The sequence below is a fragment of the Streptomyces sp. NPDC046876 genome (assembly GCF_040645035.1).
Classification (GTDB): domain Bacteria; phylum Actinomycetota; class Actinomycetes; order Streptomycetales; family Streptomycetaceae; genus Streptomyces.
In genome coordinates, this window is record NZ_JBEYXK010000011.1 from 84,538 (window position 1) to 98,823 (window position 14,286).

Annotated in this window: 14 protein-coding genes; 6 read left to right on the top strand and 8 right to left on the bottom strand. The window is 74.0% G+C overall.

Annotation, left to right across the window (positions count from 1 at the left end):
* Positions 1-10: 10 nt before the first annotated feature.
* The gene (locus tag ABZ924_RS09630) at positions 11-646 is read right to left on the bottom strand and encodes an NAD(P)H-dependent oxidoreductase (RefSeq protein ID WP_361906341.1); all 636 of its coding nucleotides are present in this window, start codon (positions 644-646) and stop codon (positions 11-13) included.
* A 112-nt stretch (positions 647-758) separates the two neighbouring features.
* Here ABZ924_RS09630 and ABZ924_RS09635 point away from each other — a divergent pair, with 112 nt between their 5' ends.
* Positions 759-1,619 carry a helix-turn-helix transcriptional regulator gene (locus tag ABZ924_RS09635; protein WP_361906343.1) on the top strand — a complete coding sequence of 287 codons (861 nt, stop codon included), beginning with the start codon at positions 759-761 and terminating at the stop codon, positions 1,617-1,619.
* Between the two features lie 72 nt (positions 1,620-1,691).
* Here ABZ924_RS09635 and ABZ924_RS09640 read toward each other — a convergent pair whose 3' ends face one another.
* From ABZ924_RS09640 to ABZ924_RS09655, 4 genes are read right to left on the bottom strand one after another with little or no spacing between them, the layout of a single operon-like run.
* Complete coding sequence (locus ABZ924_RS09640; RefSeq protein WP_361906345.1) at positions 1,692-2,921, bottom strand: ABC transporter permease; 1,230 nt, start codon at positions 2,919-2,921, stop codon at positions 1,692-1,694.
* Positions 2,918-3,628, bottom strand: coding sequence for an ABC transporter ATP-binding protein (locus ABZ924_RS09645; RefSeq protein WP_361906347.1), 711 nt, complete (start codon positions 3,626-3,628; stop codon positions 2,918-2,920). Before ABZ924_RS09645 ends, ABZ924_RS09640 begins: the two co-directional genes overlap by 4 nt.
* Entirely contained in the window at positions 3,625-4,749 is a 1,125-nt protein-coding gene (locus ABZ924_RS09650; RefSeq protein ID WP_361906349.1) for a peptidoglycan-binding protein, read from the bottom strand. The genes ABZ924_RS09645 and ABZ924_RS09650 overlap by 4 nt, the downstream gene beginning before the upstream one ends.
* On the bottom strand, positions 4,734-5,252 hold the full coding sequence (locus tag ABZ924_RS09655) for a hypothetical protein (RefSeq protein ID WP_361906351.1): 519 nt from the start codon (positions 5,250-5,252) through the stop codon (positions 4,734-4,736). Before ABZ924_RS09655 ends, ABZ924_RS09650 begins: the two co-directional genes overlap by 16 nt.
* 89 nt (positions 5,253-5,341) lie before the next feature.
* Between ABZ924_RS09655 and ABZ924_RS09660 the strand changes: the two genes are divergently transcribed.
* Genes ABZ924_RS09660 through ABZ924_RS09670 form a run of 3 tightly spaced genes read left to right on the top strand, consistent with a single transcriptional unit; the run spans position 5,342 to position 8,215 of the window.
* On the top strand, positions 5,342-6,007 hold the full coding sequence (locus ABZ924_RS09660; protein ID WP_361906353.1) for a response regulator transcription factor: 666 nt from the start codon (positions 5,342-5,344) through the stop codon (positions 6,005-6,007).
* Between the two features lie 5 nt (positions 6,008-6,012).
* Positions 6,013-7,371 carry a HAMP domain-containing sensor histidine kinase gene (locus ABZ924_RS09665; RefSeq protein WP_361906355.1) on the top strand — a complete coding sequence of 453 codons (1,359 nt, stop codon included), beginning with the start codon at positions 6,013-6,015 and terminating at the stop codon, positions 7,369-7,371.
* 40 nt (positions 7,372-7,411) lie between these two features.
* Positions 7,412-8,215, top strand: coding sequence for a polysaccharide deacetylase family protein (locus tag ABZ924_RS09670; RefSeq protein ID WP_361906357.1), 804 nt, complete (start codon positions 7,412-7,414; stop codon positions 8,213-8,215).
* A gap of 17 nt (positions 8,216-8,232) precedes the next feature.
* Here ABZ924_RS09670 and ABZ924_RS09675 read toward each other — a convergent pair whose 3' ends face one another.
* Both ABZ924_RS09675 and ABZ924_RS09680 read right to left on the bottom strand, forming a co-directional pair.
* Positions 8,233-9,465 carry an FAD-dependent oxidoreductase gene (locus ABZ924_RS09675; protein ID WP_361906359.1) on the bottom strand — a complete coding sequence of 411 codons (1,233 nt, stop codon included), beginning with the start codon at positions 9,463-9,465 and terminating at the stop codon, positions 8,233-8,235.
* 88 nt (positions 9,466-9,553) lie between these two features.
* Positions 9,554-10,531 carry a nitronate monooxygenase family protein gene (locus ABZ924_RS09680; protein WP_361906361.1) on the bottom strand — a complete coding sequence of 326 codons (978 nt, stop codon included), beginning with the start codon at positions 10,529-10,531 and terminating at the stop codon, positions 9,554-9,556.
* Positions 10,532-10,699: 168 nt separating this feature from the next.
* On the opposite strand from ABZ924_RS09680, the gene ABZ924_RS09685 reads away from it, so the two are divergent.
* Entirely contained in the window at positions 10,700-11,557 is an 858-nt protein-coding gene (locus tag ABZ924_RS09685) for a MerR family transcriptional regulator (RefSeq protein ID WP_361906363.1), read from the top strand.
* The gene (locus ABZ924_RS09690; protein WP_361906365.1) at positions 11,520-12,749 is read left to right on the top strand and encodes a glycosyltransferase; all 1,230 of its coding nucleotides are present in this window, start codon (positions 11,520-11,522) and stop codon (positions 12,747-12,749) included. Before ABZ924_RS09685 ends, ABZ924_RS09690 begins: the two co-directional genes overlap by 38 nt.
* A 497-nt stretch (positions 12,750-13,246) precedes the next feature.
* On the opposite strand, the gene gap is transcribed toward ABZ924_RS09690, so the two are convergent.
* Positions 13,247-14,245: a type I glyceraldehyde-3-phosphate dehydrogenase gene (gene gap, locus ABZ924_RS09695; RefSeq protein WP_361906367.1), complete on the bottom strand. Its 999-nt coding sequence runs from the start codon at positions 14,243-14,245 to the stop codon at positions 13,247-13,249.
* Positions 14,246-14,286: the final 41 nt, after the last annotated feature.

The window sequence follows — 14,286 nt, forward strand, 5'->3', positions numbered from 1 at the left end:
TTCTCGTTCCTCATGCCGGGTAGGGGACGGTCTCGCGCGCCGTGCGCAGGGCCCCGGCCCACCAGGCGAGTTGGTCGAGCAGGACCTTGGCGTATCCGGCGGCCCCGGAGTCCAGCGGGCGGCCGTCCTCCCATGCGGTGAAGTAGTTCGGGAAGGCCAGGCCGTCGCGGATGGTGACCGCGTGCAGCTCGGTCAGGACGTTCTCCAGGTGCAGCACCGCGTGCCGGCCTCCCGCCGCGCCGCCGTAGCTGACGAACGCGACCGGCTTGGCGGTCCACTGGGTGAAGTGCCAGTCGATGGCCGCCTTGAGGGAGGCGGGGTAGCTGTGGTTGTACTCCGGGGTGACGATGACGAAGGCGTCCGCGGAGTCGAGGGCCTCCGTGAGCGCCGCCATGCCGGCCGGACGGGGGTAGTCGTCCCCGGCGAACTTCGGCGATGCCGCGGGGAGCTCCAGCGGGATGTCGGCCTCGGCGAGATCGACGACCTCCACGTCGAACCCGCCGTGGGCACGGGCCTGTTCCGCCACCCACGAGGCCACGACCGGGCCGAAGCGGCCCTCGCGGACGCTTCCGGTGATGACGACCAGCCTGTGCTGCGTCTGCTGCGTGTGCTGAGTCTGCTGCGTGTGCTGCTTCGTGTTCTCCATGCCCTCCACGATCGGGGCGCCGCGGAGCCGCAACCAGACCGTGCCCAGACTGGCCCCGGCAGGGCCACCCTGAGCACCCCTCGGCCGCAGCGCCGCGGCTTATGCTGCCGACATGGGTACGCCACTGGGGGACTTCGTCCGTGCCAAGCGCGACAGCATCCAGCCCGAATCGCTGGGGCTGCCCGCCCACGGGCGCCGCCGCTCGCCGGGCCTGCGCCGCTCGGACCTGGCGGCGCGGGCCGGGATCAGCGTCGAGTACCTGACCCGCCTGGAGCAGGGCCGGGACCGCAATCCCTCGGCCGCGGTGGTGAACGCGCTGGCCGACGGGCTCGGCCTCGACCCGGCGGAGCGCAACCACCTGCGCTACCTGGCGAAGATCACCGGTGGTGCCTGCACCGGCCATACCCGGCCGGCGCCGCCGAGCCGTGCGGTGCGGCCGGGCGTTCTGGACACGCTGCGCCTGCTGGAGCCGGGTATCGCCGCGGTGGTCAACCGACTCGGCGATGTGCTCGCCCACACCGCCTCGTACCGGTGGGTGCTGGGCGCCGCGGGCCTCTTCGACACCGCCACCGACACCGACACCGGCACCGACGTCCCGAACCTCACCCGCTATGTCTTCACCGACCCGCGGGCCCGGACCTTCTTCGCCGACTGGGACGACGTCGCCGACGAGCAGGCGTTCGACCTGTGGCGCGGGCCGTCCGTCGAGAACTCGGAGTGGATCAGCGCGAAGCTCGCGCCCGTCGCCGGCCCCGACTTCACGACCCGGCTGAACCACCACAGAGTTCCCCGGCGCGGCGTCCTCCGGCTCGCCCACCCCTCGGGGAACGAGCTCCGCCTGTCCCGCGAGACGCTCGAACTTCCCGCGGACGAACAGCAGTTGGTCGTCCTCCTGCCCGCCGACGACGCGACGGCCCACCACGTGCAGCAGCTCGTGCACGGGGCTGCGCCCCGGCTCCGGGCGATCTCCTGACGCAGTGTGCCGTGCGCAGTGCGCCGTGCGCCCCGCACCGGCCGCGTCTCGCCCGGCCGGTGCGGGGCCTCGTTACGCTGCCTGGAGGGCCAGGGTCGGGGAGAGGCGGGCGGCGCGGACCGCGGGGTAGAGGCCGGCCAGGGTGCCGATGGCCAGGGTCGCGGCGAAGCCGCCGGTGACCGCCCACAGGGGCACCACCCAGGGGAGGTCGCCGGTGCGGGCGTAGACCGCGGTGGCCGCGGCGCCGAGGGCGATCCCGGCGAGCCCGCCGAGTCCGGACAGGAGGAGGGACTCCGTCACGAACTGGATGCGGATCTGGCCCCTGGTCGCGCCCAGCGAACGGCGCAGGCCGATCTCGTGGCGGCGCTCCAGCACCGAGATGATCATCGTGTTGGCCACGCCGACCCCGCCCACGAGCAGGGCGATTCCGCCCAGGCCGAGGAGGAGCGTGCTGAAGGCGCCCTCGGTGGCGGCCTTCGCCTGCAGGGCCGCGGACGGGTCCGTCACCGACACCGTGCTCGGGCTCTGCGGGTTGGCGGTCCGGGCGATCAGGGCGCGTACCTGCGCGACGCGGTCGTCCGCCGAGCGTTCGTAGACGGCCGTGGGGTGGCCGTCGAAGCCGAACAGTTCCTCGGCCGCCTGCCAGCCGATCAGCGCCGAGCGTTCGATCTCGGGCGCCAGCGGGACCGGGTCCAGGATGCCGATGACCGTGAAGTACCGGCCGCCGATGAAGACCTGGCCGCCGGGGCCGGTGATGCCGAGCCGCTCCGCCGTGACGTGCCCCAGGACGACGGAGGGATAGCGGGAGGTGGCGTCGTTCAGCCAGACACCGGAACCCATGCGGGCGCGCAGGACCGCCAACAGGTCGTCCTTGGCTGCTTTGAGGGCGATGCCGCCGGTCTCCTCCTTGGGGATCTTCTCCGAGCGGCGGACCGGTTCCGGTACGTCGCCCGTCGTGCCGACCGACTCCACGCCCTCGACGCGGGAGATCATGCCGGGGGCCTCCTTGGGCAGTTTCGTGTCCTGGCCGGCGAACAGGGACTGGCCGGGGGTGACGACCAGCATGTTCGTGCCCAGCCTGTCGAGCTCCTGGAGGAGTTTTGCCTGGCTGGAGGAGGAGACCCCGACCACCGCGATCATCGTCGCGATGCCGATCGCGATGCCGAGGGCGGACAGGAACACCCGCATCGGGCGCGAGCGCAGTCCTGCCGAGCCGACGTGCAGTACGTCGCGGGGGCCGAGGCGCGGCGGCCGGAGCCCGGACGCGCTCCGGCGGGCGGGGTCGCGTACGCGGTGCTTCACGACGGCTCCTCGTGGCGTTCGTCGGAGACGATCTCGCCGTCCCGGATCCGGACGGACCGCGGCAGGCTCGCCGCGATCTCCTGGTCGTGGGTGATCACGGCGATGGTGGCCCCGTCCTGGTTCAGTTCGTGCAGCAGCTCCATCACCGACCGCCCGGACGCCGTGTCGAGCGCGCCCGTGGGCTCGTCGGCGAGCAGCAGGTCGGGCTCGCCGGCGACCGCACGGGCGATCGCCACGCGCTGCTTCTGCCCGCCGGACAGCTCGTGCGGCCGGTGTTCCATCCGGTCGCCGAGGCCCACGCGCTCCAGGGCGGCCGCTGCCCTGCGGCCGCGCTCGGCCCGGGAGAGACCGGAGTAGCGCAGGCCCTCGGCGACGTTGGCCCGGGCGCTGATGCCCGGGACGAGGTGGAAGGACTGGAAGACGAAGCCGACGTGGCGGGAGCGCAGTGCGGACAGGGCGCGGTCGGGCAGGGCCGCCACGTCGTGCCCGGCGATGGCGACCCGGCCGGCGCTCGGCCGGTCGAGCGTTCCGACGATGTGCAGCAGGGTGGACTTCCCCGAGCCGGACGGGCCGACGATGCCGAGGAGTTCCCCGTCCAGGACGGTCAGGTCCACCCCGCGCAGCGCCTTCACGCCGCCCGGGTACTCCTTGGTGACGCCGGTCAGCTCCACGACCGGGCGGGCGGGGCGGGTGCGGGAGCGGTTCATGCGGCCGGCACCCCCACCTGCATGCCCTCCTTCAGGGCGTCGCCCTTGACCTCGACCCGGCCCTGGCCGAACATGCCGAGCTCCACCGGGACCTCCCGTACGGTGCCGTTGTCGACGACCTGGACGCCGAAGCCGCCGCCGGCGAGGGCCAGGAGGGAGTTGACCGGAACGGAGAGCACGCCCTTGCGGGTCTCGCCGGTCAGCCGGACCGACACCGGGGACCGGTCGGGGCCGTTGATCCGGGCGGCGTCGTCCAGCGTCACCGTGATCTGGACCTTCGGCTTTCCGCCTCCGCCTCCCCCGCCGCCGGAGCCGGAGCCGGAGCCGTTGCCCTCGCCGTCGGGGCCTGCGGTGCTGCCCACCGAGTCGATCCTCCCGGTGGCCGTTCCCCCGCCCGGGAGCGTCACGGTCACCGGGTCGCCGGTCCTCGCCGCGCCCGCCTTGGCCGCGTCGAGCTGGAAGCGGACCATCCGCTCGGTGCCGGTGAGCGTGAGCACGGGCTTGCCCGGCCCGGGCTCGTCGCCGACCTGGGTGTCGCCCCGCTGCACCCGCTGCGGGCCGGAGGCGAAGGCGATGTCCTCCTTGCCGACCTCGCCGGTCTCGGCCGCCCCGTGGGCCTTCTGCCAGCGCTTGACCGCGGTCGCGGTGCCCGCCGTGAAGGTGCCGTCCTCCGGGTCGAGCCCGGTCCCGTACCCGAGGGCGAGGAGGTTCCGCTTGAGCTGCTTGACGTCCTCGCCCTTGTCGCCCGTCCTGAGCTGCCGGTACATGGGGGTGGTCCCGTACATCAGGCGGACCGGTCTTCCGCCCACGTCGTAGAGCCTGCCGTCCCGTTCGACCGTCGTGCCGGCGCTCGCGGCCCAGGTGAGGAGGCCGGGGCCGGCGACGTTCAGCTTGCGTTCCTGCGCGTAGCCGAGGGTGCCCTCGACCGTGAGACCCGAGCTGAGGTCACCGCGCCGGACCGGTTCGGTCCGCCGGGGCAGGCCGTCGGCGCGCCGGTCCCCGTCCGCCGACGGATCCGTACCGGGCCGGTCGGTCACCGCGTAGCCGCCGCCCGTGGCGGCGACGACGACGGCGAGCGAGCCCAGCAGCCACTTGCCGCGCCGGTTCACGCGGCCTGGCACTTCTTCTGGGCCTCCTCGAAGGCCTGCTCCTGTCCTTCGGGGATCTTGGTGGAGCTCATGGCGTTCCCCTTGAACTCCGGGTCCGGGACGTTCACCCCGTTGTCGCGCATGCACTTGGCCCACTTCAGGGCCTTGTCCTTCTCCTGCTGCGGCATCTCGCCCGTGCCGGGGGCCTGCATCCCGCAGGCCTCGAAGGCCTTCTTCAGTGCTTCGGGGTCCTCGCTGCCGGTGCCGAGGGTCATGCCGCGCGGGTCCTGGCCGGGCTGGGGGTCGGGGGCGTCGATGCCGTGCTCGCGCAGGCACTTGCGTACCTTGAGGGCCTTGTCCGCGTCCTGGCCGGTGGTGCCGTTGCCCTGCGGGGCGCCGCTCTTCTTGCCGTCCGGGGAGCCGGTGCCGGTGCCCGTGCAGGCGGTGACGAGGAGGGCCAGGCCGGTGACGACGGCCGCCGCGGGCATGGTCATGCTCGTGGACCGGTTCAAGGATCGGTTCAGGGATCGGTTCATGGGGCGGAGCCTGCCGGGAAGGGCGGTTTCGCTTCCTTCACCGATCATGTTTATGACGAGGAAATCCGGCTTTCGAGTAGAGAGGACACATGCGAGTTCTGGTGGTGGAGGACGAGGAGTTCCTCCGGGAGATGATCGCCGAGGGGCTGCGCCGTGATGCGCTGGCCGTCGACGAGGCGGGCGACGGCCTGGAGGCCCTGCGGCGCCTGCGGTTGGGCGCGTACGACGTACTCGTCCTGGACCGCGATCTGCCCGGGCTGCACGGGGACGAGGTCTGCCGCCAGCTCGTGCGCGAGCGGCTGCTGACGCGGGTGCTGATGCTGACGGCCTCGGGGACCGTGCGCGACCGGGTGGAGGGGCTGGGGCTCGGCGCCGACGACTACCTGACCAAGCCGTTCTCCTACGACGAGCTGCTGGCGCGGGTGCTGGCGCTGGGGCGGCGGGCGCATCCTGCGCTGCCGCCGGTGCTGGAGCGGTGCGGTGTCGCCGTGGACACGGCGCGGCGGACCGCGACCCGGGACGGGCGGCGGCTCGCGCTGTCCCGGAAGGAGTTCGCGGTGCTGGAGGCGCTGCTGCGGGCCGAGGGGGCGGTGCTGGGCAACGACGACCTGATCGAGCAGGTGTGGGAGCAGGACACCTCGTACCGGACGAACGCCGTCCGGGTGACGCTCAGCAAGCTGCGGGCGAAGCTGGGCGAGCCGCAGTTGATCGAGACCGTGCCGGGGGCCGGCTACCGGATCGCCGATCCGCTGTGAGAGCAGTGCTCCGATCCGAGCGCGCCCGTCTGACGGCGCTGTACGGCTCCCTGCTCCTCCTCGCCGGCGGCGGGCTGATCACCCTGGTCAACGTACTGCTCCGGGGCGGTCTGTACGCCCGTATCAGCGGCGCGGTGACCACCGCGGTGCCCCGCGGCGACTTCCAGAAGGCCCTGGTCCGCGGCGACAGGCCACCCGTTCCGGCCCAGTCGCTGCCGCCCGACCAGGTGCCGAGCCCGGAGCAGCTCCAGAGCTACGCGGTCACCCGCAACCTCTCCACCGCCGTCGAGCAGGCCACCCTGCACGAGCTCCTGCTCGTCTCCCTCATCGCCCTCGCCGTCTTCGCCGTGCTGTCGATCTGGCCGGCCTGGTGGATGGCGGGCCGCGTCCTGCGTCCGGTCGGGGTGATCACCGAGACGGCGCGCCGCCTGTCCGGGGCGAACCTGCACGAGCGGATCGCCCTCGAGGCCCCGCCCGGGGAGCTCAAACGGCTGGCCGACACCTTCGACGGGATGCTCGACCGGATGGAGAGCCTGGTGGGGGCCCAGCGGCGGTTCGCCGCGAACGCCGCCCACGAGCTGCGGACGCCCCTGGCCGTACAGCGGGCGGCGGCCGAGATCGGCCTGGCCGGGGATCCGCCGCCCGAGAAGGTGGCCCGGATCCGGGAGCGGCTCATCGGCATCGCCGACTCCAGCGAGCACCTCATCGAATCGCTGCTGCTGCTCGCGGTGTCGGAGGAGGGCCTTGAGGCCACCGAGCCGGTGGACCTCGCCGCCCTGGTCGAGGCGGACCTGGCAGAGGCGGGCCCGGCGGCGACCGGGCACGAGGGCCTGACCGTCGTCACCGACCTCGCACCGGTGACCGTGCGGGGCGACCGCGCCCTGCTGGACCACCTGATCCGCAACCTGCTGGCCAATGCCGTACGCCACAACCGCCCCGGCGGCCGCATCGAGGTGTCCACGGCGCCGGGCCCGGCCGGAGGCGTCCTGACGGTGTCGAACACCGGGCCGGTGATCGACCCGCAGGACGTGCCCCGGCTGCTGGAGCCGTTCCGCCGCCGGGCCGAACGCCGCCACACGGCGGGCGAGGGCGCCGGTCTCGGCCTCTCCCTGGTCGCCTCGATCGCCCGCGCGCACGGCGCCCGGCTCCTGGCGGAGGCGAACCCGGCGCCGGCCGGGGGCATGACGCTCCGGGTCCGCTTCGAGGCTCAGGACGGCCCGACGGGCGGGCCGGCGGCGATGCGGCGGGCCGGGCCGGCGGTGCGTCGGGCCGGGCCGGCGGGCGGGCCATCTGACCGATTCGCCCGGTCCGCGGCATGTGAGGAGGTTCACCCCTCCTTGACCCGGGGCGGAGGCGCTCCTTAGCGTCGATGGCCGGGACCGACCGTGGAGGATGAACGCGCCCATGCGCATGACCAGCACTTCCGTACGCCGCCGACGGGCGGGAGCCGCCGTGGCGGCGACCGCGCTCGGTCTTCTGGCCGCAGCCGTGGCCCCGGCCCTCGCCGCGACGGACGCCTCCCCCACCGGCCGCTCCCGGGAGACGTCCTCCTCCGGCTCGGCCACGGGTTCCGGGGCCCGCCCGGCCCGCACGGTCATTTCGCCGGCCATCTCCCGGCTGGCGCAGGGCACCGGGCGGGACATCGCGATCACCATCGACGACGGTCCGGACCCGAAGTGGACCCCGCAGATCCTGCGGGTGCTCCGGCAGAACAACGTCAAGGCCACCTTCTGCATCGTCGGCACGCGCGCGCAGGAGCACCCCGAGCTGGTGCGCGCGGTCGCGGCCGACGGACACCAGCTGTGCGACCACACCGTCGACCACGACGTGACGATGGACCACAAGCCGGTCGCCTACCAGCGCCAGCAGATCCTCGACGGCAAGGCCATGATCGAGAAGGCCGTGCCGGGCGTCGCGGTGAACTACTACCGCGCCCCGGGCGGCGCCTTCACCCCCGAGAGCCGCGCGATCGCCGCGGCGAACGGGATGCGGCCCTTGGGCTGGAGCGTGGATCCCCAGGACTGGAGCCGCCCGGGCCTGCCGGCCATCGTCTCCGCGGTGGAGGGCAAGCTGCCCGAGCGTCCCACGGTCCTCTTCCACGACGGCGGCGGCGACCGCAGCCAGACCGTGGCCGCCCTCGAGCAGTACCTCCCGTGGCTCAGGGCCCGGGGCTACACCTTCACCTTCCCCGCCCGGACCACGCCCTGAGGCCCTGACGAGCCGCGTCAGCGCAGCGACTCCCTCGGCGGCCGCTCGCGCTGGGCGCCGTACGCGATGAAGTAGGCGGGCACCCGATTCAGCCACCGCGAGTCGGTGATCAGCTCGGTCAGCCGCTTCGCCCTGCGGGGGTCGCCGAACGCGGCCCGGCCCGCCAGCAGCGGCTCGATGACCTGGGCGTGGGCCACACGCTGGAGCCCCTGGGTGGCCACGGTGGTGGGCCAGCGGCGGCGCTGGACGCGGCGCACGTCCCGCAGTCCCACGGTCCCCTCCCGCAGCGGGCCCACCAGGTACCGGGCGGCGGCCACCGCGTCCTGTACGGCCAGGTTGATGCCGATGCCGAAGACCGGGGACATGGCGTGCGCTGCGTCCCCGATGCACAGCAGCCCGGGGCGGTGCCAGCGGCGCAGCCGTTCCAGGCGTACGTCGAGCAGCTTCACCTCGTCCCAGGAGCTGAGGGCGTGCGCCCGGTCGGCCAGCCAGGGGGCGGCCTGCGTGAACTGGGCCATGAAGTGGTCCAGGCCCGCGGCGCGGCGCTCGGCGTCGGTCCCCTTGGGGATGAGGGCGGCGCACTGCCAGTAGTCGCCGCGGTCGATGAACGCGGTGAAGAACCTTTCCCCCAGGCCGCCGACGAGCCCGCTCGGGTCCGCCTCGCGGCGGGGAAGCCGGAACCACCAGGCGTCCATCGGGCACGCGAAGCCCTGCAGCCCGAGCTCGGGCAGCTCCCTGGCCAGCGAGCCGCGGCCGTCGCAGGCCACGGTCAGGGTGGCCCTGAGCTCACCGGTGCTGCCGTCGGCGGTGCGGTAGCGCACGCCCCTGACCCGGCCGCCCTCCATCAGGAAGGAGGTCGCCTCGGTGTGCATGCGCAGCCGGAAGGACGGTTCCCGGCGCGCTTCGTCCGCGAGGAGGTCGAGCAGGTCCCACTGGGGCACCATCGCGATGTAGTTGTACTTGCCGTGCAGCGCGCCGATGTTGCCGATCGTCACGAGGGACCGGTCCGGGGCGAGGGGCAGCTGCACCGAGGACACGTGGCGCTGCGGCAGCCGTGCGAAGCGTTCGGCGAGGCCGATGTCGTCGAGCAGCGAGAGGGTGGACGGGTGCACGGTGTCGCCGCGGAAGTCGCGCAGGAAGTCGCCGTGCTTCTCCAGCACCGTCACCTCCACGCCTGCCCGGGCCAGCAGCAGTGCCAGGACCATGCCCGCGGGCCCGCCTCCCACCACGCAGCAGGTCGTTCGCTCCACGGCAACCACTCCCTTCGGGGCCCCGGGGGTGAGCCCAAGGGGACGTATACCGTACGGACGCCCGGGCGGCCGGGAGGAACCGGCGTGGTCAGTCCGCGGCGGCCCGGGAGGCGGTGCGCAGGACCGCCTCGGCCTCGCCGGCAAGGCGGTGGACGAGGTCGGCGGCGGGTGCGACGTCGCCGATCAGGCCTGCGCACTGGCCGGTCAGCGGCAGGAGCCGGTGGGCCGTGCCGTTCTGCATCGCCGTCATGACCTGGTTGCGCAGCACGTCCGCCCTGTCGGCGGCCTCCTGCCCGCGGGCGTTCCACTCGTCGACGAACCCGGTGCGCAGCGAGCGCGGGACGGTCTCGTACCCGCCCTCGGTGGGAGGCGGCAGGACGTGCTGGGCGAAGGCCACCTTGACCGCGTCCTGACTGGCGGCGGCACCGATGGCCGCCTTCCACTCGTCGGGGACGGCGCATTCGGCCGAGGCGAGGAACCGCGTGCCGATGCTGACGCCTTGGGCCCCGAGCACGAGGGCCGCGGCCAGACCCCGGCCGTCCGCGATTCCGCCGGAGGCGAGGACCGGCAGCGGCGCCACCGCGTCGACGACCTGCGGCACCAGCACCATCGTGCTGACCTGGCCGCTGAAGCCGCCCGCCTCCGCGCCCTGGGCGATGATCACGTCGGCTCCGGCCTCGGCCGCGCGCAGGGCCTGCTCGACGGTGGTCACCTGCTGTACGTAGAGGGCCCCCGCATCGTGGACGCGTCCCACCAGATCGCCCGGTGCGCCCAGCGCGAGCGAGAACACGGGCGGGCCCGCGGTGATGACGGCATCGAAGACCTCCGGGTCGAAGGGGCGGCGGGTCATGTTGACCGCGAACGGCCTGTCGGTGAGCTCGCGCAGGCGGGCCATGTCCTCGCGTGCCTGCGCCGCGGTGCGCAGGGCGGTCGGGACGCTGCCGAGTCCGCCGGCGTTGCTCACCGCGGCGGGGAGCTCGACGCCTTGCTGCCACGGCCCTCCCAAGGCTCCCTGCACGATCGGCACGTCGATGCCGAGTACGTCGCACACCGGTGTCCTGAGCACGGTCCTCCGTTCACGCCCGCCCGTTCGGTCCCCGTCACGGGTTCTGCTACCGGGTAACTGTCCACGCTCCGGGCCCGAAAGGCCGCCAGGCACGCCCGGCGACCGCCCGCCGGGTTGACCCTCCCCTTGCGTCAGGGTTGAGGCTGGGGACGAACGAAAGGGCAGGCCATGGGATACACCGTGGGTCAGGTCTCGGCCTTCGCCGGGGTGACCGTACGCACGCTGCACCACTACGACAGGACGGGACTGCTCTCGCCCGGTGACCGCAGCCGGGCCGGCTACCGCCGCTACGACGACGCCGACCTCGCACGGCTCCAGCAGATCCTGTTCTACCGCGAACTGGGCTTCCCCCTGGAGGAGATCGCCGAGATCCTCGCGGACCCGCAGGCGAACGCGCTGGAGCACCTGCGGGCCCGGCAGCGGCAACTGGCCGAGGAGATCGGCCGGCTGCAGCGGCTGGCCGAGGTCGCCGAGCGGGCGATCGAGGTCCAGCAGACCGGCGTGTCCCTTGCGCCCGAGGAGCGCTTCGAGGTCTTCGGCGAGATCGCCTTCGACCTCACCTACGCCACCGACGCGCAGCTGAAGTGGCAGGACTCCCCGGGACACCGGGAGGCCATGGCCCGGGCGTCCGCCCACACCAAGGAGGACTGGGCCCGGCTCATGGGCGAGGCCGCCGCCTGGCGGGCCGAACTCCTCGCCGCCTTCGACGACGGCGAACCCGCCGACGGGGAACGGGCCATGGACATCGCCGAGGAGCACCGGCTGCACGTGACCCGCTGGTTCACGCCCTGCCCGCCCGACATGCACCGGCGCATCGCCGAGGACTTCGCCGCCGACCCGCGCGCCTTCGCCCTCGTCGTGCCGCCCTCGCAGCAGCGCCCGGGCCTGGCCGCCTATCTGGCCGGGGCGGTGCACGCCAATGCGTCCCGCCGCGGCGGCGCCGGCGCCGCCGCAGCCGTACCGAACGAACCACAGGTGAGGAAGACCGATGAGAATCCTGATCGCCACGGCCGGATCGCGCGGTGACGTCGCGCCCTACACCGGGCTGGGCGCCGCCCTGCTCCGCGCCGGGCACGAGGTCGCCCTCGCCGCCACGGACGCCTTCGCGCCCCTGGCCGAGGAGGCCGGGCTGGAGTTCCGGCGGCTGCCCGCGGACCCCAGCGCGCACGGCGGCGTCCGGTCCCAGCGGGAACTGCTGCGGGCGGCCTCGGCTTTCATGACCGAACTGGGCGAGGGATTCGCCGGCGCCGTGGCCGAGGGCACCGACCTGCTCCTGCTGTCGACGACCACCGCCCCGCTCGGCTGGCACGTCTCCGAGGCCACCGGGATACCGGGCCTGGGCGTCTACCTCCAGCCCACCGCCCCGACAGGCGATTTCGCCCCGACCGTGATGGGGACCCGGTCGCTGGGCCGGTTCGGCAACCGCGCCGCCGGGCGGTTCGCCCTGCGCATGGCCGACCGGGTCTTCGAGCCGGCGGTGGCGCGGCTGCGCGACCGCCTGGATCTGCCCGCACTCACCTCCGTACGGATGCGCCGGCGCCAGGACCGGGCCGGCTGGCCCGTCCTGCACGGCTTCAGCACGGCGCTCGTGCCGCGCCCGTCCGACTGGGCGGCCGGGCTGGAGGTGACCGGCTCCTGGTGGCCGTACGTCGAGCCGGACGCACAACTGCCCGCGGTCCTGGAGGACTTCCTGGCGGCCGGGCCGCGCCCGGTCCTCGTCGGCTTCGGCAGCATGGCCGCCGGGGAGGGCGAGCGCCTCGGCGGGATCGCGGTGCGCGCACTGCGGCGGGCCGGGCTGCGCGGCGTACTGCAGTCGGGCAGCGCCGGGCTCGCCGCCGACGGGGGCGGGGGCGGGGGCGGGGACGACGTGCTGACCATCGGCGACGTGCCGCACGCCCTGCTGTTCCCGCGGCTGGCCGGCGTCGTCCACCACGCCGGGGCCGGCACCTCGGCGGCGGCCCTGCGCGCCGGGGTTCCGTCGGTCACCGTGCCGGTGGCCGCGGACCAGCCCTTCTGGGCCGCGCGGCTCGCCTCGATCGGCGCGGCCCCGGCCCCGATCCCGTTCCGCTCGCTGACGGCCGAGAACCTCGCCGACGCGCTCGTGGACATGGTGCGGGAGCCCTCCTACGCGCACGCCGCCGCGGCCGCCGCGCGGCACATGGCGCAGGAGGACGGAACGGGCGCCGTGGTGGCGGCCGTACGACGGCTGGCCGGATGAGGGGACGGCGCCCTCGCTGGCGCGGGCGCCGCAACTCGCCGGGCGTCAGCCGCAGGGCGCGCCCTGCGCCGGCTGTCCGCCCGTGCTTCGCGGGCCCGGGTGCTGGTGGTCGGCTACCCGGCGGTGCGCCCCGACGACCCGGTGACCTGCCTGGGCAGGATGCCGGTCACGACCGGCGATCTGCGCTTCCTGCGCTCCGTGATCGGCGTGCTCAACGAGAGTCCGCCTCGGCCGCTGCGGCGGCGGGCGCCGCGTACGTCGACACCCTCGGTCCGACCAGGGGCCACGACAGCGACAGCTGCTCGGCGTCCCCCTGGATCGAGGGCCTGCTGCCGGCCTCGCCCGCCGCACCCCCGCACCGCACCCCCGCACCCCGATGCGGCCGGTGAACGGGCCATGGTCCAGGCGGTGTTGAAGGCGCCGGCTCGCTGAACCGGTCGACCGCTCGAGCCACAGGCCCCTCCGCCCGCGCTGCCGCGGGCGGAGAGGGTGCGGTGTCAGCGGGTGGCGAGGAGGGTGAGCGTGTCGATCACGCGGTTCGAGAAGCCCCACTCGTTGTCGTACCAGGCGACCACCTTGACGTGGCGGCCGTCGACGCGGGTGAGGGCCGAGTCGAAGATCGACGAGGCGGGGTTGCCCACGATGTCGGCCGACACGAGCGGGTCGTCCGAGTACTCCAGGACGCCGGCCAGCGGGCCCTGCGCCGCGGCGCGGTACGCCTCCAGCACCTCCTCGCGCGTCACGTCGCGGGCGACGGTCGTGTTGAGCTCGACGATCGAACCCACCGGGACCGGCACGCGGATCGAGTCGCCCGACAGCTTGCCGTCGAGGTTCGGCAGGACGAGCCCGATGGCCTTGGCGGCGCCCGTCGTGGTCGGCACGATGTTGACGGCGGCGGCGCGGGCGCGGCGGGGGTCGCGGTGCGGACCGTCCTGCAGGTTCTGCTCCTGCGTGTAGGCGTGGACCGTCGTCATGAAGCCGTGCTCGATGCCGGCGAGCTCGTCGAGTACGGCGGCCAGCGGCGCGAGCGCGTTCGTCGTGCACGAGGCGTTCGAGACGATGGTGTGACGGGCCGGGTCGTAGGCGTCGGTGTTGACGCCGTACGCGAGCGTGACGTCGGCGCCGTCCGAGGGGGCGCTGACGAGGACCTTCTTCGCACCGGCCTTGAGGTGGGCGCGGGCGGCCTCGGCGGACGTGAAGCGACCGGTCGCCTCGAGCACGATGTCGACGCCGAGCTCGGCCCAGGGCAGCTGCTCCGGCTCCCGCTCCGCTAGCACCGTGATGCGGCGGCCGTCGACGACGAGGGCGTTGCCGTCGACCGTCACGGGGCGGCCGAGCCGGCCGGACGTGCTGTCGTAGGCGAGCAGCCGGGCGAGCGTGGTGGGCTCGGAGAGGTCGTTGACGGCGACGACCTCGAGGTCGCTTTCGCGTTCGAGCAGCGCGCGCAGCACGTTGCGTCCGATGCGGCCGAATCCGTTGATGGCGATGCGAGTCATGAGCGGTGTCCCCTTCTGTTCGCCACCAGACTCGCGCCTGC